The following is a 17,349-nucleotide window of genomic DNA, read 5'->3' as shown; positions in this document are numbered from 1 at the left end:
ATTCCTTAGCCACGTACGCCATCAAGCAAGGTGCAACAAAAATGACTCCACAAGAACTCAAGCACACCCTTTCATCCGGATTGCTGTCCTTTCCGGTAACCGATTTCGATGCGCAGGGCGAATTCCGCCGCGATACCTACATCAAGCGCCTGGAATGGCTGGCACCCTATGGTGCCAGCGCTCTGTTTGCGGCTGGTGGCACCGGTGAGTTCTTCTCGCTGGACCAGAAGGAATACTCCGACATCATCAAAACGGCCGTGGACACCTGCAAGGGCATGGTTCCGATCCTGGCCGGTGCCGGTGGTCCGACCCGCGTAGCGATCCAGCAGGCTCAGGAAGCCGAGCGCCTGGGCGCCCAGGGCATCCTGCTGCTGCCGCACTACCTGACCGAAGCCAGCCCCGAAGGCGTAGCCGCGCACGTCGAGGCGGTGTGCAAGTCCGTCAAGTTTGGCGTGGTGGTGTACAACCGTAACGTCTGCCGCCTGAAGCCTGACCAGCTGGAAATGCTGGCCGAGCGTTGCCCGAATCTGATCGGCTTCAAGGATGGCATGGGCGATATCGAGCTGATGGTCTCCATCCGCCGTCGTCTGGGTGATCGCTTCACCTACCTGGGCGGTCTGCCGACCGCTGAAGTCTATGCCGCGGCCTACAAGGCACTGGGTGTACCGGTGTACTCCTCGGCGGTGTTCAACTTTGTTCCCAAGACGGCCATGGACTTCTACAAGGCCATTGCTGCGGATGACCACGAGACTGTGGGCAAGCTGATCGATGACTTCTTCCTGCCGTACCTGGACATCCGTAACCGCTGCGCAGGCTATGCGGTAAGCATCGTCAAGGCTGGTGCGAAGATCGCAGGTTACGATGCCGGTCCGGTACGTGCACCGCTGACTGATCTCAAGCCTGACGAGTACGAGCGTCTGGCTGCGCTGATGGACAAGCTCGGTCCGCAGTAAGGCTCTGTGAGTGGGCTGGCCTCTCAGGCTGGCCCACTAGCTAATAAACCTGCAAGACTGGCCGCCTGCCTGGCCATTCCCATAACCCATTTCAAATGCTTCTCTGACACGACAATTCTAAAAAGGAGAATCCATGACTGCCTTAAGCGCTTCCCAGACCCATGCTTCTGGGCAAGACACGGTTCACCTTACGCTTGATGACGTACGGGCACTGGCGACGCATGTGCTCCAACACTATGGCTTTACCGCACCTCATGTCCGCTACGTTACCGAAACGTTAGTGGCTGGCGAGCGCGATGGATGTTCATCCCATGGTCTGTATCGACTGTTGTCCTGCATCAATACCTTCAAGGCAGGCAAGGTCTCTCCGGATGCCGAGCCAGAACTGCATGACATGGCGCCCGCTCTGGTACGCATCGATGCCAAGGGTGGCTTTTCGCAAGTCGCTTACCAGATGGCACTGCCACATCTGATCCAGAAAGCCAAGACGCTGGGTATCGCTGCGTTAGGCATCAACCACTGCGCTCACTTTTCTGCTCTCTGGGCAGATATCGAACCGCTCACCGATGCGGGGCTGGTTGCCCTGGCCTGTACGCCGAGCCATGCCTGGGTGATGCCTGCCGGTGGGAGCAAACCCCTCTTTGGAACCAACCCCTTTGCGTTTGGCTGGCCTCGTCCAGGCAAGCCGGCATTCATCTTTGATTTTGCGACCAGCATGGTGGCGCGCGGTGAAATTGAACTGCATCGCCGCGCCGGCAAGCCTATTCCTGAAGGCTGGGGCGTAGACGCCGAAGGCAGACCTTGTACCGATCCGGCCACCGTGCTCGACAAGGGCGCCATGCTGACGTTCGGAGGGCATAAAGGCTCGGCTCTGGCCGCAATGGTGGAGCTGATCGCTGGCCCCCTGATCGCCGACATGACCAGTGCCGAGTCGCTGGCATTTGATAACGGCGCACGGGTTACTTCCATGGGAGGCGAGCTGATTATTGCTATCGATCCGCAACGCTTCCTGGGTGAGCAGGCTGAGACCGAGCTTGCCCGTGCCGAAAAGCTGTTCGAGTCCATGGTAGCCCAGGGCGCGCGTCTACCTTCGCAGAGGCGTTATCAGGCTCGTGAAAAAAGCCTGCGTGAAGGGGTCTGGATACCCAAGGCACTCTACAACGATATCCAGGCGCTGCTAAGCGCTTGATCCGGCAGGAGGAGCACACCTGATGCTCCTCCTGACCTGCCTACCGGTGATATTGCCCGGCCTGTTCAGGCTGAAAGGGGATATCCATGATCCTGACCTTGAGCATTCCTTTGCCTGGGGTGGGCCACTCAATGTAGTCCCCGATGGACAGCCCCAGCAGCGCACTGCCTACCGGGGCGAGGATAGAAACCTGCCCCGAATCGCCTGCAAGATCCTTGGGATACACCAGTGTCTTGCAGAATTCCTCACCAGTTGCGTCCATGCGAAAGCGCACGGTTGAATTCATGGTGACGACCGTAGGCGGTATCTCATGCGGACCGACAATATCAGCTCGACCAAGCTCCTCCTGTAAGGCGGTTTGCATGGAGTGTTCGCTGGCCGGCAGGGACTCGAGCAAATCTTCTATCCGCTCAAGGTCCAGTGAGGACACGACAATATCCGGTTTCATGGTCATAAAGGCTCTTGTTGAAAGTGTGCATCCTGTTGTGAATGCTGGGGAAATAACGTCTTGCACGGAATCGAGTATGGACCGCTTATCCGCTTTCAACTACCTGAAACCATTAACGCCTGTTTCTGTAGACAGTGCGATCCCTTGCAGGGAGCAGGCGTGCTGAACAGGCTTTTGCGGTTTACAAGCGTTTGTTGAACGCATGGCCTGATCAGGTATCAGATGACAAACACGCAGAGGTGATTTATGAGCAACCCGGAAAACATGCCTGATCAAGGCCAGACGCCTGACGAATACGATGAATACGGTGACGTTCCTGATACCCAGGACACGCCTAATATGGATGAAAGACCAGACGTGGACGACAGTCCGTTAGGGTGATACTGGGCTAGCAAGACCTGAACAGCCGTCAGGGGCGGTTGCATCAGTGAGGCAAAAACGCACGAAAGCTAAGGCAGATACTCCACCAGGGTAGGGTCAAGGCCTGCCAGCTCTTCATTGATGAGGGCACTGATGATTGCCCAGTCACCCTCTGCAAGCCCGGCGCCAATGCGAGGATAGCCGATACGGTATCCCGAGAACCCTTGCCGAATCGCCCTCATGACTGCGCGGATAGCCTCATAGTCTGCCTTGACGCCCTCTCCGCGCCAGAGAAACTGAGTGTAAGCATTCACTACTGTAAGCTCGAGGTTGCCCCGCTTAATTGGGCGCATGAGTAAGTGCCCGTTTTTCCCGTACTCCTTTCGAAGCTAGGCAATCAGCTTCATAGACTTCAGGAAACACCTATTTTATAGACTTAGCGATTCCTACACCCATTTGGCACTGTAATTACATCCATGGACGATAACGTCGGACTGGCCCGCTAGAGCAAGTTTGACCAAATCTCCTTTTATTACCGGCATGATTCATAGGCCTCCCAAATAAGATTAGTGTAACTGATTGTATGTAAACGCATAAAACAGCCAGCAAGCTGAAGAGAGCCTGTACACTATTACCTATTCAAAGACCTTGTTTTTGACAAGCGAGCGCACGAAAGCAATTTTTGACCCCTGCACAGTTAGGCCGTGGCAAGGTTTTTGCGTCCTATAAGGTGACGACAGAAAATTGTTATCTAGACTCAGCCAAAATGACTGGCTGGTCAGAATCTGTTTATTAAGCAAATAAAATCTTCTGCTAAATGATATTTAGCACTAAGCTTCTTCGCTAGCTAAATTGCCAAGCGGTAGAGGCAATTAGCCATCTTGGATGGGATTTCAAATTCAATCTCGTCACGTCAGCTGCTGGTTGTTCTAGAGGACATCTACATATGAACGAATTGTCATTGGCAGGCACACAGATTGAACACTTTCATGTCTGCGCTTTTTTCGATAGTCGTGAACAGGAGTACGATGTCCTGGCCCCTTTCTTCAAGGAGGGGATTGATCAGGGCGAGAAGAATATACATATCGTAAATCCTGCCAAGATGGATGACCATCGGGTACGCCTTAACAAGGCGGGAATTGATACTCATGCCTGTGAGGCCTGTGGGCAACTTGAGGTTCAATCGTGGCAGGGTGCCTATCTTGATGAAGCCGGCACCTTTAATAAGGACCGTATGCTCAATACGCTGGAAAGTGCCTGCAAAGCCGCGCGGGAAGCTGGATTTCCACGCGTGCGTATCATGGGCAATATGGACTGGGTCTTTAATGATGTGCCTGGTGCTAAAGACATTCTGGCGTACGAGGCCGAAGTAAATGAAGTGCTTTCCCAGAACCGTCAACCAGCCGTATGCGTATATGACATTGCAAAAATGTCCGGCTCCATGATGATGGATCTCTTACGTACCCATCCGTTGACGCTTATCAATGGTGTAGTACAGGAAAATCCCTTCTATACGCCTGCTTCAGAAATGTTGGCTGAGCTTGCCAAGCGTCAGGTCAAGGAAGACGCCTCGACCACCTGATATGTTATTTTCCTCCTTTCATTTCGCCTTTTTGGAAGACAATGAACCGTTACCCTGAATTATTACCGGTTCCCTCCCAGGAAGGCGATTCCTCAGAACGTGGTATTCGAGACCTGATGGGTCTTCTCGCCTTACCCGCCTTGTGGGCAGGGCGAGAGGGTGAGACGGTTCTTCGCCTCATGATCGAGGCCGCCGAACGTATCGTTCCCCTTCGCTTTAGCTATGCCCAGGCGCTGTTGGCTGATAATCCATCCTTCAAAGGCCTTTTGCGAGTCGAGGGGCGTTATTGCCAGGGCGAAGAGCTATCTCGCTGGGAAGTTACAGCCGAAGCCTGGAAAAACACGCGTGTTCCTGACGGGCGTGCCTATGAGTCAGATACTCCATTGGGGTCCATGTACATTGTTCACTTGAGCATGGGCTATGGAACGTATGGTGGAAAAATCTGGTTTGGTTCTTCTGCGCCAGGTTTTCCAAGCATCAACCAATTAGCTCTTTTGCGAGCTGCTGCTTCATTGGCTGCTACAGGATTACAAGCCGCAAGGGCAGATTTTGAGCGTGAGCAGGCCAGTCGAGCCAAAGATGAATTTCTAGCGATGCTGGGGCATGAGTTGCGTAATCCCCTGGCACCCATTGTCATGGCGCTTGGATTGATCAAAAGAAGGCATCAGGGCCTGTTTCCGCGAGAGCTGCAGATCATCGAGCGGCAGGCTGATCATTTGTCGCGTCTGGTGGATGACCTGCTCGATATTACGCGTATCACTCGTGGAAAAATTGAAATCAATAAAGAGCCTACAAGCATAACAGGAGTAGTGCTCCAAGCCCTTGAGAATACAAGTGCGCTTGTTGGTGACCGGCGTCAGCAGATCACTCATATATTTCTCGATGAAGAAGTCTGGGTGTCAGGGGACTCCGTCCGCCTGACCCAGGTCTTTACCAATCTACTGACCAATGCAGCCAAGTACACTCATGTTGGGGGCCAGATAGAGGTCGAGGTAAAGGCCGACGGCGAACAGGTTTCTATTCTGGTCAAAGATAATGGCTCTGGTATCAGCACTCAGTTATTACCCCGTATTTTCAATATTTTCGAGCAGGGTGCGGTTACCATAGATCGGGCGAAAGGCGGATTGGGTATTGGTCTGGCCTTAGTCAAGAGTTTCATAAGCCTGCACGGAGGAACGGTAGCGGCTAGCAGCGGCGGTGTTGGCTGCGGTTCTACTTTTACGGTTACGTTGCCACGGCTCTTGTTGGCGATCAGCGAACCAATGCAGGTCCCTGAGGAAGATAGCAATACGGTAGTAAAACCGGCTCGGATCCTGATTGTTGATGACAACCTTGATGCGCTTGAAAGCACCCAGGCTGTCTTGCGTCAACAGGGACATACCGTCCAGGCAAGTAGTAATCCATTCGATGTACTGAATATAGTCCGTGAGTTCAAGCCCGAGGTTGCGGTGCTCGACATAGGGCTGCCCGACCTGGATGGTTTTCAGTTGGCCTCTATGCTCCGTGAGCATTTTCCTCCATCAGCGCTAGGATTGATCGCTTTGACCGGTTATGGGCAAGTTAAAGACCGGGAGCGTTCCAAAACGGCAGGTTTTGATGTGCATCTGGTTAAGCCGGCTTCACTCCATGACCTGACAGCCGCTATTACACGTCTTTCATCAAAATAGATATTCTTTCCTGGTTTATAGCCTGCCTATGCGAGCGCAGGTTTAAACAGGATGAAAAGCCGGGTTATTGAAGAATAAGCCTTGAGCCATGAAGCGGGTAAATAACGACTTATTTCATGTCTGGCTTTAAGCCAAGGCCTAGTACTTTCCATATCCAACCTATCCGAACACCTGCGAGTCACGTTCAGTCGCGACTCTACTGGATACTCTCAAGCATGAACCTGCCGTAGCCGTACCGTCCTATCCTTATAGGATCCACAGTTATCGGTATGGGATTCTAATGAAGCCTGTCCGATTCGCTTTGACCGGCCTATGGGGTAAATGGGTGCTGTTGATAAACAAGGGCTAGGTTTACCTGAGTTTGCGCATCTTGAGGGTATGCCGGTTATGACGAAGTCATGTTCGATTTGCCGGGACGGAACAGAAACGGGAGTTTACCAGCAGAAGTAGGGCAGCCCATGCCCAGCACCCGCTAGGAATAATTTGCTGGTGTTGTGTGTTGATGAGGAGCATTCCGCGCTACCCAAAGGCGGCTGAAAAGCTGGAGCACCAGCCCGTTGCACCAAAGTGTTCATATTGGCAAATAAACAATCTGACCTATTAGGGCCCAGACGGATAGCACGTAGTGCTATGCCGGGTCTCCAGGGTTACAGTGATTACCAGCGTTGAAACCAAAGAAGATTAAGATTGTTGACACTTTTTTGTTTTTGGGCCTAATGTTTGACACAAAGGTCGCTTAAAAAATAAATGTGTCGACACTATGAATCAGCTAAGCGAAATACCCTCTGCCAACACGCCTGAAAGCGAGACGCTTTCGGAGCATGTCTTTCGCCATATCCAGGCGGCCATCATTAAGGGTGAAATCAAACCGGGCAGCAAAATTTCCGAGCCTGAGCTGGCACGTACCTATGGGATCAGTCGAGGTCCATTGCGTGAGGCTATTCATCGTCTAGAAGGGCAAAAGCTGGTCGTACGCGTGCCCCACGTGGGTGCTCGTGTTGTCTCGCTGGGCCTTGAGGAGCTGGTTGAGCTCTATCAAATCCGTGAATCGCTTGAAGGAATGGCGTGCAGACTGGCAGCCGAGCGTATGACCGACGCAGAGATTCTCGAACTACGGCAGGTGCTAGAAACCCATGAGCAGGACGCCTCATTTCAAGCAGGGGTGGGGTACTACCAACAGGAAGGCGACCATGATTTCCACTATCGCATCATTCAAGGCAGCCGAAACCGCACGCTGACCCGCATGCTGTGCGATGAGCTGTATCAGTTGGTACGCATGTACCGGATCCAGTTTTCCGCCACACCCTACCGGCCGCGCCAGGCCTTTGCCGAGCACCATCGTATTCTCGACGCCATCGCTGACCGTGACGGTGAGCTGGCCGAACTCTTGATGAAGCGCCACATTGCTGCGTCACGGCGCAATATCGAGCGCCAACTTGACACTCAGCACCAACCCGAGCATGCCGTGGTAAGCGCGGCGTCTGCCAACAAGAATAGAGGTGAATCATGAGTCAGGGTCTTTCCATGCGTCCCGGCCAGCGTTTTCGAGAGGCTGTTGCGGTCGAACATCCGCTCCAGGTAGTTGGCACTATTAATGCCAATCATGCCTTGCTAGCCCAGCGCGCCGGCTTTAAGGCCATTTACCTGTCCGGTGGTGGCGTTGCAGCCGGTTCATTGGGGCTACCGGATTTGGGTATTTCAAACCTGGATGATGTCTTGACTGATGTGCGCCGGATTACCGATGTGTGCGACTTGCCATTGCTGGTTGACGTAGACACCGGGTTTGGCTCGTCAGCGTTCAATGTGGCCCGCACCGTCAAGTCAATGATCAAGTTTGGCGCGGCGGCCCTGCATATCGAGGATCAAGTGGGGGCCAAGCGCTGCGGTCATCGACCCAACAAGGAGATCGTCTCGCAGCAGGAAATGGTGGATCGCATCAAAGCGGCCGTGGATGCCCGGACTGATGACAGCTTTGTGATCATGGCGCGAACCGATGCATTGGCGGTTGAAGGGTTGCAATCGGCTATCGATCGGGCCTGCGCCTGTGTAGAGGCGGGTGCAGACATGATCTTTCCTGAAGCCATGACCGAGCTTGGGATGTACAGGGAGTTCGCTGGCGCGGTGAAGGTACCGTTGCTGGCAAATATTACCGAGTTTGGCTCGACGCCACTGTTCACAACCGAGGAGCTGGCCTCCGCAGATGTCTCGTTGGTGCTCTATCCCTTGTCGGCTTTCCGCGCCATGAACAAGGCGGCTGAAAACGTTTACACCGCGATTCGGCGCGACGGTACACAGAAGAATGTAGTCGACACCATGCAAACGCGTATGGAGCTATACGAAAGCATTGGCTATCACGAGTTCGAGCAAAAGCTGGATGCGCTGTTCGCCCAGAACAAGCGCTGATCCGGCGAAGGTCCGTCAGCTAACCTGACAGATGCAGTTGCACCATCCATAACAAGTCCAAGAAAGGAGAGAGCAATGGCTGAAGCAAAAGTATTGAGCGGCGCTGGCCTACGGGGTCAGGTCGCCGGCCAGACAGCCTTGTCTACCGTAGGTAAAGAAGGCGCCGGTCTGACCTATCGAGGTTATGACGTGCGCGAGCTGGCCGAGCATGCCCAGTTCGAAGAAGTGGCCTATCTGCTGTTCCGGGGTGAACTGCCGACTACGGAGCAGTTGAATGACTACCGTGATCGACTCATGACGTTACGTGATCTGCCACAGGCGTTGAAAGAGGTGCTTGAGCGCATCCCAGCGCAGGCGCATCCGATGGATGTGATGCGGACCGGCGTCTCGATGCTGGGCAACCTGGAGCCTGAGCGTAGCTTTGAGCAACAACAGGCTGTATCGGATCGGCTGCTGGCGGCATTACCGGCCATCATGTGTTACTGGTATCGCTTCAGCCATCAGGGTGTGCGCATCAATTGCGTAACGGAAGAACCTTCTATTGCCGGGCACTTCCTCAAGCTTCTGCATGGCAAGGCACCCAACGAGCTGCACCGCAAGGTGATGAACGTGTCGCTGATCCTTTACGCCGAGCATGAGTTCAACGCCTCGACGTTTACCGCGCGCGTATGTGCATCCACGCTTTCGGACATGTATTCCTGCATTACCGGTGCGATTGGTTCATTGCGTGGACCTCTGCATGGTGGGGCCAACGAGGCCGCCATGGAAATGATCCAACGTTTCAAGTCACCCCAGGAGGCCATCGAGGGCACGCTTGGCATGCTGGAGCGCAAGGACAAGATCATGGGCTTTGGCCATGCCGTCTACAAGGACTCGGACCCGCGCAATGAAGTCATCAAGGTCTGGTCGAAAAAGCTCTCCGAGGAAGTAGGCGATACGGTGCTATTCCCTGTATCCGAAGCGATCGACCACACCATGTGGGAGCAGAAGAAGCTGTTCCCCAACGCCGATTTCTACCACGCGTCCGCGTACCACTTCATGGGAATTCCCACCAAGTTGTTTACCCCGATCTTTGTCTGCTCGCGGGTTACAGGCTGGGCGTCCCATGTGTTCGAGCAGCGTGCCAACAACCGCATCATTCGCCCGAGTGCGGAGTACACCGGCGTCGAGCAGCGCCCGTATGTGCGGCTCGAAGAGCGCAGCGCGTAGATACATCCAAAGGCAGCGACTGCCGCTGCCTCACATAACAATGAACCATGAGAGCGAGAGCATGAGCGCCAACGTCGACCTGAATAATCGTCCTGACTATGACAACGTTCTGCAGGACATCGCCGACTACGTCCTGAACTATACGATTGACTCTACCGAGGCGCTAAACACGGCGCGTAATTGTCTGATGGATACGCTGGGGTGTGGCCTTCTGGCCCTGCGTTTCCCAGAATGCACCAAGCATCTGGGTCCGTTTGTGGAAGGGACCGTGGTGCCGTATGGCGCGCGCGTACCCGGAACGAGTTTTCGCCTGGACCCGGTAAAGGCTGCCTGGGATATCGGCTGTATCGTGCGTTGGCTGGATTACAACGATACCTGGCTCGCAGCGGAGTGGGGACATCCTTCGGATAACCTGGGCGGCATTCTGGCAGTAGCCGATCATTTGTCGCAAAAGCGCGTTGCGCAGGGCGAGGCGCCTCTGACCATGCGCGCCGTGCTTGAAGCCATGATCATGGCGCACGAGATTCAGGGCGTGTTTGCGCTGGAGAACTCCTTCAACCGGGTCGGGCTTGACCATGTCATCCTCGTCAAGGTGGCGTCGACGGCGGTTGCGGCCAAGTTGATGGGCGCCAATCGCGAGCAGATGCTTGCCGCTATCTCTCACGCCTTTGTAGATGGACAGGCACTGCGTACCTATCGGCACGCGCCGAATGCAGGTTCGCGCAAGTCCTGGGCAGCAGGGGACGCCACCAGCCGCGGTGTACGTCTGGCAGACATTGCCATGCGCGGCGAAATGGGTATTCCGGGCGTGCTGAGCGCACCTCAATGGGGCTTTTATGATGTGCTGTTCAGCCACACCAACAAGGACCTAGAGACCAAGCCCCAGGACAAGCGCCAGTTCAGCTTCCCACAGGGTTTCGGCAGTTACGTGATGGAGAACGTGCTGTTCAAGATCAGTTTCCCTGCAGAGTTTCACGCCCAGACGGCGGCTGAGGCAGCGGTCATTCTGCATCCCCAGGTTCGTGAGAAGCTCGATCAGGTCGAGAAAATCGTGGTGACTACCCACGAGTCTGCCATCCGCATCATTTCCAAGGTCGGCCCGCTGGCCAACGCGGCTGACCGCGACCACTGCCTGCAGTACATGATTGCCGTGCCGCTGTTGTACGGAGACCTGGTGGCCGAGCACTACGAAGATGCCTTCCATGCAGCGCATCCGCTGATCGATCAGTTGCGCGAGAAAATGGAAATCATCGAAGACCTGCGCTACAGCCAGGAGTACCTGGAGTCTGACAAGCGCTCTATAGCCAATGCCATCCAGGTATTCTTTAAGGATGGCACCTGTACCGACAAGGTCACGGTAGAGTATCCGATTGGCCATCGCCGTCGCCGCGACGAAGGCATCCCGCTGCTCGAGGCCAAGTTCAAGAGCAACCTGGCTACCCGTTTCCCGGCACAGCGCTGTGAGCAGATTTTTGCTTTGTGTAAGGATCAGGCGACCCTCGAGCGTACTCCGGTCAATCGGTTCGTTGATCTCTTTGTCATCTGACGTATCCCTTCAGGCTCGTATAACACGGGCTTGCCTTCCTTTCAGTCTCAGGCACCCGAGTATCGTTTCGCTCAGGTGCCTGAGGCCCTCATAAAAAAATCAGATACCCCCTTAAGCATTTCCCAGACGACGGGCCAGGCGAGTGGCTTTAACGTCTGGGCTGACCGTGAGGCAGTTTCGTTCTGCCATCACGTGATAAGCCCTATGGGCATTCGAATCACCATAAAAACAACAAGGGTGGCCGTCATGCACACCGACTCGCCTGTCGACGTTAAACAATGGATTGATAACCGGCCTGTCTCGGGCTATCAGTGGTTGATCCTTGTCCTGTGTTTTTTCATCGTCCTGTTCGATGGTGTGGATGTCGCCGTCATGGGCTTCATTGCGCCGTCACTGATGCAGGACTGGAATCTATCCAAAACCGCCTTCGGACCGGTCATGAGTGCGGCCATGGTTGGTCTTGCGGTGGGTGCATTGGTTGCGGGCCCTTATGCCGACCGCTTCGGTCGCAAGACGGTACTGCTTGGCGCTGTGACTGTATTTGGTGCGCTGAGCCTGGCATGCGCCTTCGCACGTAACCCTTATGAGCTGGCCATCCTGCGTTTTCTCACCGGGGTAGGGCTCGGGGCGGCGATGCCCAATACGACGACACTGCTTTCGGAGTATTTACCCGAGCGCTATCGCTCCGTGCTGATTACCGTGATGTTTACCGGGTTCAACCTGGGCTCGGGTGCTGGCGGCTTTGTAGCTGCCTGGCTGATTCCCCATTATGGTTGGCAGTCTGTGCTGCTGGTGGGTGGCCTTCTACCTATCCTCTTGCTGCCGTTCCTCTGGCTGTTTTTGCCTGAGTCTGCCCGGTTTCTTGTCGTAAAAGACGCACCTGCCGCCCGTATCGCTAAAGTGCTGAATCGACTGGGTGGCCAGTTTACGGCGCAAACACGTTTTATCACGCTTGAGCCTACGGTTCACCACAAGGCGCCGGTTCGCGCCTTGTTTGCAGAGCGTTATCGTTTAGGAACGTTTTCCCTCTGGGTTACCTATTTCATGGGGTTGCTCGTGATCTACCTGATGATGGGCTGGTTGCCTACGCTGATTCGTGAGTCCGGTATCCCGATCGAGCGTGCAGCGACCATCACAGGGCTGTTTCAGATTGGCGGGACGGTAGGAGCAATCGTGGTTGGCTGGATCATGGACAGGCGCAATCCCAATCGTGTTATTGCAGGCTCCTATGCTTTGGGCGGTGCGTTCATCCTGCTCTTGGGTGCCTTTGGCCTGGAATCCAGCCTGCTGACACTTGGCGTTATCGCGGCGGGCTTTTGCATGAGCGGCGCGCAGACAGGTCTTAATGCCTATGCCCCCGGCTATTACCCTACCGAGTCCCGCGCCACAGGTGTGAGCTGGATGTTGGGGATAGGCCGCTTTGGTGCGATCTTCGGCTCGGTAATCGGTGGTGCGGTGCTGAGCCTTGGGCTGAGCTTCGGATTGATTTTTGCAGTGCTGGCGATACCGGCTTTCGTGGCAGCGCTGGCCATACTGGGCAATGGTTATGCTGCACGGCGTGCAGCCCAGCCTGCCTTGGCGTCTTGATCATTCATTAAGGATTATTCATATGGCACGTATTATCGGAGGCCTGGCCGTCTCGCACACGCCTACGATCGGCTTTGCAGTCGACCACAACAAGCAGGAGGAGGCCGCCTGGGCGCCCATCTTCAAGAGCTTCGAGCCGATGAAGGAGTGGCTTAAGGACAAGCAGCCTGATGTGCTGTTTTATATCTTCAACGATCACATCACCTCGTTCTTCTTCGATCACTATTCGGCCTTCGCCCTGGGCGTAGACGATCACTATGGTGTGGCAGACGAGGGCGGTGGCGTACGTGGACTGCCTGCCATTGGTGGGCATGCGGCGCTGGCCCGGCATATCGGGGCCAGTCTCATGGCTGATGAGTTCGACATGTCGTTCTTTCGTGACAAGCCGATCGACCATGGTCTGTTCTCGCCTATGTCTGCGCTGCTGCCGTTCGAGCCGGAATGGCCGGTAGACGTAGTCCCTCTGCAGGTCGGTGTGTTGCAGTTTCCGATCCCGAGTGCCAAGCGCTGCTACAACCTGGGACAGGCCTTGCGGCGTGCCATCGAGAGCTATCCCGAGGATCTGAGGGTGGTCATTGCTGCCACGGGTGGTGTGTCCCATCAGGTCCATGGTGAGCGGTGTGGCTTCAATAATCCTGAATGGGACGCCCAGTTTGTTGATCTCTTTGTCAACGATCCCGCGCGTCTTACCGAGATGACCATTGCCGAATACGCAACGCTGGGTGGACTTGAGGGGTCGGAGGTCATCACTTGGCTGATCATGCGTGGTGCGCTCTCATCCAATGTAAAGCTGATTCACCAGGATTATTACCTTCCTTCGATGACCGGGATCGCGACGCTGCTCCTGGAAAACCAGGCGCGGCCATTACCCATCGACGTACAAGCCCGCCACCGCGAACACATGAACCATCAGTTGGCTGGTGTCGAAAAGCTGGAGGGCACGTACCCGTTTACGCTGGAGCGCAGTGCCAAAGGATATCGGCTGAACAAATTCCTGCATGGCATGATCACTCCGGCCTGGCGTGAGCGTTTTCTGGAGGAACCGGAGGCCATGTTCGAGGAAGCCGGCCTGACTGACGAAGAGCGCGACCTGATTCGACGCCGCGATTGGCGTGGGCTGATTCACTACGGTGTTATTTTCTTCCTGCTAGAGAAGCTCGGCGCGGTGGTAGGGGTATCCAACCTGCACATCTATTCAGCCATGCGTGGCCAATCACTGGAAGAGTTCCAGAAAACGCGTAATCAGCAGGTGCTGTACTCGGTTGCTGGAAAGAAATAACTCCAACCCAGGGCGCGGTGCCTGTCGCTGCGTCCATTCACTAAATGGCGATAGTCCATTGGCAGTCTGGTGTCATGACGTTTCTGGAAGCACTTCTCGCCCTGGCACTTGCTGCCGAAATACACGACTCTAACGAGGCCGTAACACGAACGGCCAAGCGATGCCTTGACCAGATTCCTGCCAAATACAAGGCAGTAGTGGCATCCATCGCAGACAGTCCTTCACCACTGTTTTGCGTCAAGGTGCTGATCAAAACCATCCCTGACAGCGTTATTGGCAAAGTAGGTGCGGTCTAGGCTGGCTTATAAAGCGCCTGCATCCCAGTAAAATCAGGCGTCCAAACGCTCCAGGGCTACTTCACGGATCTTTTCCATCAACGCATTGGCTGCAGGTGAGTGCAGGCCACCGGTGCGGTAGATCAAACCTATGGCGCGGGTGGTATGGCGAAGCCGCAAGGGGAGACGTTGCAACTCGCCTGAGGCGATCTCGTATTCAAGTTGATGGGCTGAAACAACAGCCAACATATCGGAGCGTACGAGCAGCCCACGGATAATCGCCAGATCCCCCGTTTCAACTACCGGTAGTGGCGTTTCCGTACCCAGCTCGCTAAAGAAGGCATCGAGCTGGTTGCGGGCCGGCGAGCCTGCACGGGGCAGCACCCAGCGAGCATGGATAAGGTCATTGGTATTTACCCCCTGATCCAGTAATGGATGGCCCCGGCGTACCAGTACCACCAGCTCTTCAGTCAGCAGCGTTTCACCCAACAGATCGCTGGCATAGTCGGAGGGGCGCAGGGCGCCCAGTACAAAGTCGATGTCACCGGCCCGCAGGTCGGTAGCCAACAGGTCAAACGCACTTTCATTGGTCGCCACACGAATTTGAGGGTACGCAGAGACGAGGCGCACAATAGCTTCAGGCAACAGCCGGGTTCGCCCCAAGGGCAAGGCACCCACCATGACGGTTCCCTGGAGCGAGCCGCGTAGGGCGGCAATGTCGGCATCGATATGGCGCAGCTCATTCAATGCCCGACGAATCGGCAGGACAATATCCAGGCTCGCTCGTGTAGGCTGAAGGCCTTTGGGAGTGCGCTCGAACAGTGTATGGCCGCAACCACCTTCCAACACTTTGAGGGCTGCACTCACAGCGGGTTGGGTCAGACCGAAAAGGGTAGCTACCGTTTGCATATGGTGGGTTTCGCACAGCTTGACAAACACTTCCAGACGCCGGGTATGCATCAGATAAAGGGGTTCGGTGATCGCGCCTGGATGGGTACCCAGCAAGCGGGGTACTGTCTCCAGCTCAGCCAGTGCCTGTCGTGCACGAGGCAAGATGCGGGCGCCGTAATCGGTCAGCCGCATTCCATTGGCATGCCGTTCGAACAATGCAATGGTAAGCCGCTCTTCCAGGTCGCGAATGGAACGGGTGACAACCGATTGCGCGCGGTACAGTACTTCAGACGCCTTGGAAACACTGCCTTGGTCCGCCACCCGGACAAACGCGCGTATCTGCATCAGATTGGGAAGTTCGGCAGTCATGGTGTTCTCTTGGCAGGGCACATGCCTGCATCATGCGCGCGGCGTGTTGATAAGTAAAAGGTATACCTGCTCTAGCTGAACGCAATATTCGCTCAGGATCAGCCGTGCGACTCTCCTTGAAAACATGAGGAGCCTGGACATGATCGATTCCAACAAAAAAACTGCTCTGGTTGTCAGCGCCCATTCCGCTGATTTCGTCTGGCGTGCAGGTGGCGCTATCGCTCTGCATGCCAGGCAGGGTTATGACGTGCATGTCGTCTGCCTGTCCTTTGGTGAGCGGGGCGAGTCAGCCAAGCTCTGGCGCAAGGGCGAAATGACCGAAGAGAAGGTCAAGGCGGCGCGCCGTGAAGAGGCGCAGGCGGCAGCTGAGATACTGGGTGCCACTGTCGAGTTCTTCGACATCGGTGATTACCCTATGCGTGCCGACAAGGAAACGCTGTTTCGTCTGGCCGATGTGTTCCGCCGCGTACAGCCGGAATTTGTGCTTAGTCACTCGCTGAAGGACCCCTACAACTACGACCATCCACTGGCTACGCACCTGGCACAGGAAGCGCGCATCATCGCTCAGGCAGAAGGCTACAAGCCGGGCGAGAAAATTGTCGGTGCGCCGCCCGTCTATTGCTTCGAGCCGCACCAGCCTGAGCAGTGCGAATGGCGCCCGGATGTACTGCTGGACATCACCGAAGTGTGGGACAAGAAATATGCCGCTATTCAGTGCATGGCTGGCCAGGAACACTTGTGGGAGTACTACACCCGTGTAGCGCTACAACGTGGCGTACAGGCCAAGCGCAACGTAGGCATTACCTCCAGTAAGAACATCATCTACGGTGAGGGCTACCAGAGCATCTTCCCACGCGTGACGGAGAATCTGGGATGAGCAGCTTGATCGGCAAGACCGGCGTTGTAGTCCGCACTATCGCACGGGCCGAAGCGGGGCTGATTGATGAGCTGGGTCAGTATGGTGTAGCAACCGTTCACGAAGCTCAGGGTCGCAAAGGGCTGCTGGCTCCAGATATTCGCCCGGTCCAGCAGGATTATGGCATCAGCGGTTCGGCTGTAACTGTACTGGTAGCACCCGGGGACAACTGGATGTTCCATGTTGCGGTAGAGCAGTGCCAGCCGGGCGATATCCTGGTCGTAGCACCCAGTTCGCCATGCCACGATGGTTACTTTGGTGACCTGCTGGCGACCTCGCTCAAAGCACGCGGTGTACGTGGGCTGGTGGTCGATGCAGGTGTACGCGATAGCCGCACGCTGCGGGAGATGGGCTTTGCCGTGTGGTCGAAAGCGGTCTATGCCCAGGGCACGGTCAAGGAAACGCTCGGCTCGGTTAACATTCCAGTGATTTGTGCCGGCCAGTTGATCAACCCCGGCGACGTTATTGTGGCTGATGACGATGGCGTTGTGGTGGTTCGGCGTGCCGAGGTGCAAACCGTGGTCGAGGCCAGTCGCAAGCGGGCCGATGCCGAAGAGCAGAAGCGGATTCGGTTGGCTAATGGCGAATTAGGGCTCGACATCTACAACATGCGTCCTCGCCTGGCCGAAAAGGGCCTTCGGTACGTTGATAGCCTGGACGAGCTAGAGGGCTGAA

At 55.5% G+C, this 17,349-nt stretch carries 17 protein-coding genes; 14 read left to right on the top strand and 3 right to left on the bottom strand.

Features of this window, described 5'->3' with window-relative positions:
* Positions 1-41: 41 nt before the first annotated feature.
* Entirely contained in the window at positions 42-953 is a 912-nt protein-coding gene (kdgD, locus tag JQR86_RS10020) for a 5-dehydro-4-deoxyglucarate dehydratase (RefSeq protein ID WP_289923952.1), read from the top strand.
* A gap of 133 nt (positions 954-1,086) precedes the next feature.
* Positions 1,087-2,142, top strand: a complete 1,056-nt coding sequence (locus JQR86_RS10015; protein WP_313548172.1) for an Ldh family oxidoreductase — start codon at positions 1,087-1,089, stop codon at positions 2,140-2,142.
* Between the two features lie 40 nt (positions 2,143-2,182).
* Here JQR86_RS10015 and rnk read toward each other — a convergent pair whose 3' ends face one another.
* Positions 2,183-2,596, bottom strand: coding sequence for a nucleoside diphosphate kinase regulator (gene rnk, locus JQR86_RS10010; RefSeq protein ID WP_434153494.1), 414 nt, complete (start codon positions 2,594-2,596; stop codon positions 2,183-2,185).
* A gap of 240 nt (positions 2,597-2,836) precedes the next feature.
* Between rnk and JQR86_RS10005 the strand changes: the two genes are divergently transcribed.
* A complete protein-coding gene (locus JQR86_RS10005) occupies positions 2,837-2,971 on the top strand; it encodes a hypothetical protein (protein ID WP_010798202.1) in 135 nt (44 codons plus the stop codon).
* 68 nt (positions 2,972-3,039) lie between these two features.
* On the opposite strand, the gene JQR86_RS10000 is transcribed toward JQR86_RS10005, so the two are convergent.
* Positions 3,040-3,303, bottom strand: coding sequence for a hypothetical protein (locus tag JQR86_RS10000; protein ID WP_434153492.1), 264 nt, complete (start codon positions 3,301-3,303; stop codon positions 3,040-3,042).
* Between the two features lie 593 nt (positions 3,304-3,896).
* Here JQR86_RS10000 and JQR86_RS09995 point away from each other — a divergent pair.
* The 9 genes from JQR86_RS09995 to JQR86_RS09955 all read left to right on the top strand — a co-directional run bounded on the left by JQR86_RS09995 (position 3,897) and on the right by JQR86_RS09955 (position 14,519).
* A complete protein-coding gene (locus JQR86_RS09995) occupies positions 3,897-4,532 on the top strand; it encodes an MEDS domain-containing protein (RefSeq protein WP_122042630.1) in 636 nt (211 codons plus the stop codon).
* A 41-nt stretch (positions 4,533-4,573) separates the two neighbouring features.
* Complete coding sequence (locus JQR86_RS09990) at positions 4,574-6,199, top strand: hybrid sensor histidine kinase/response regulator (RefSeq protein ID WP_434153490.1); 1,626 nt, start codon at positions 4,574-4,576, stop codon at positions 6,197-6,199.
* Between the two features lie 760 nt (positions 6,200-6,959).
* On the top strand, positions 6,960-7,709 hold the full coding sequence (locus JQR86_RS09985; RefSeq protein WP_074826223.1) for a GntR family transcriptional regulator: 750 nt from the start codon (positions 6,960-6,962) through the stop codon (positions 7,707-7,709).
* The gene (prpB, locus tag JQR86_RS09980) at positions 7,706-8,602 is read left to right on the top strand and encodes a methylisocitrate lyase (protein WP_074826226.1); all 897 of its coding nucleotides are present in this window, start codon (positions 7,706-7,708) and stop codon (positions 8,600-8,602) included. The genes JQR86_RS09985 and prpB overlap by 4 nt, the downstream gene beginning before the upstream one ends.
* Before the next feature lie 75 nt (positions 8,603-8,677).
* Entirely contained in the window at positions 8,678-9,811 is a 1,134-nt protein-coding gene (prpC, locus tag JQR86_RS09975) for a bifunctional 2-methylcitrate synthase/citrate synthase (protein WP_074826228.1), read from the top strand.
* Between the two features lie 61 nt (positions 9,812-9,872).
* Positions 9,873-11,357: a 2-methylcitrate dehydratase gene (gene prpD / locus JQR86_RS09970; protein ID WP_434153489.1), complete on the top strand. Its 1,485-nt coding sequence runs from the start codon at positions 9,873-9,875 to the stop codon at positions 11,355-11,357.
* A gap of 246 nt (positions 11,358-11,603) precedes the next feature.
* Positions 11,604-12,944 carry an MFS transporter gene (locus tag JQR86_RS09965; RefSeq protein WP_010798210.1) on the top strand — a complete coding sequence of 447 codons (1,341 nt, stop codon included), beginning with the start codon at positions 11,604-11,606 and terminating at the stop codon, positions 12,942-12,944.
* A 22-nt stretch (positions 12,945-12,966) separates the two neighbouring features.
* The gene (locus JQR86_RS09960) at positions 12,967-14,223 is read left to right on the top strand and encodes a gallate dioxygenase (protein ID WP_019367501.1); all 1,257 of its coding nucleotides are present in this window, start codon (positions 12,967-12,969) and stop codon (positions 14,221-14,223) included.
* Between the two features lie 74 nt (positions 14,224-14,297).
* Positions 14,298-14,519 carry a DUF7740 domain-containing protein gene (locus JQR86_RS09955; protein WP_010798212.1) on the top strand — a complete coding sequence of 74 codons (222 nt, stop codon included), beginning with the start codon at positions 14,298-14,300 and terminating at the stop codon, positions 14,517-14,519.
* Between the two features lie 33 nt (positions 14,520-14,552).
* On the opposite strand, the gene JQR86_RS09950 is transcribed toward JQR86_RS09955, so the two are convergent.
* Positions 14,553-15,758, bottom strand: a complete 1,206-nt coding sequence (locus tag JQR86_RS09950) for a LysR family transcriptional regulator (protein WP_019367502.1) — start codon at positions 15,756-15,758, stop codon at positions 14,553-14,555.
* A 139-nt stretch (positions 15,759-15,897) separates the two neighbouring features.
* Between JQR86_RS09950 and galB the strand changes: the two genes are divergently transcribed.
* On the top strand, positions 15,898-16,635 hold the full coding sequence (gene galB / locus JQR86_RS09945) for a 4-oxalmesaconate hydratase (RefSeq protein ID WP_434153488.1): 738 nt from the start codon (positions 15,898-15,900) through the stop codon (positions 16,633-16,635).
* Positions 16,632-17,348: a 4-carboxy-4-hydroxy-2-oxoadipate aldolase/oxaloacetate decarboxylase gene (locus tag JQR86_RS09940; protein WP_313548156.1), complete on the top strand. Its 717-nt coding sequence runs from the start codon at positions 16,632-16,634 to the stop codon at positions 17,346-17,348. Before galB ends, JQR86_RS09940 begins: the two co-directional genes overlap by 4 nt.
* Position 17,349 lies beyond the last annotated feature (1 nt).

The organism is Pseudomonas sp. JZ134 (genome assembly GCF_051027695.1).
Taxonomy (GTDB): Bacteria; Pseudomonadota; Gammaproteobacteria; order Pseudomonadales; family Pseudomonadaceae; genus Chryseomonas; species Chryseomonas luteola.
This window is presented reverse-complemented; position numbering and strand designations above follow the sequence as displayed.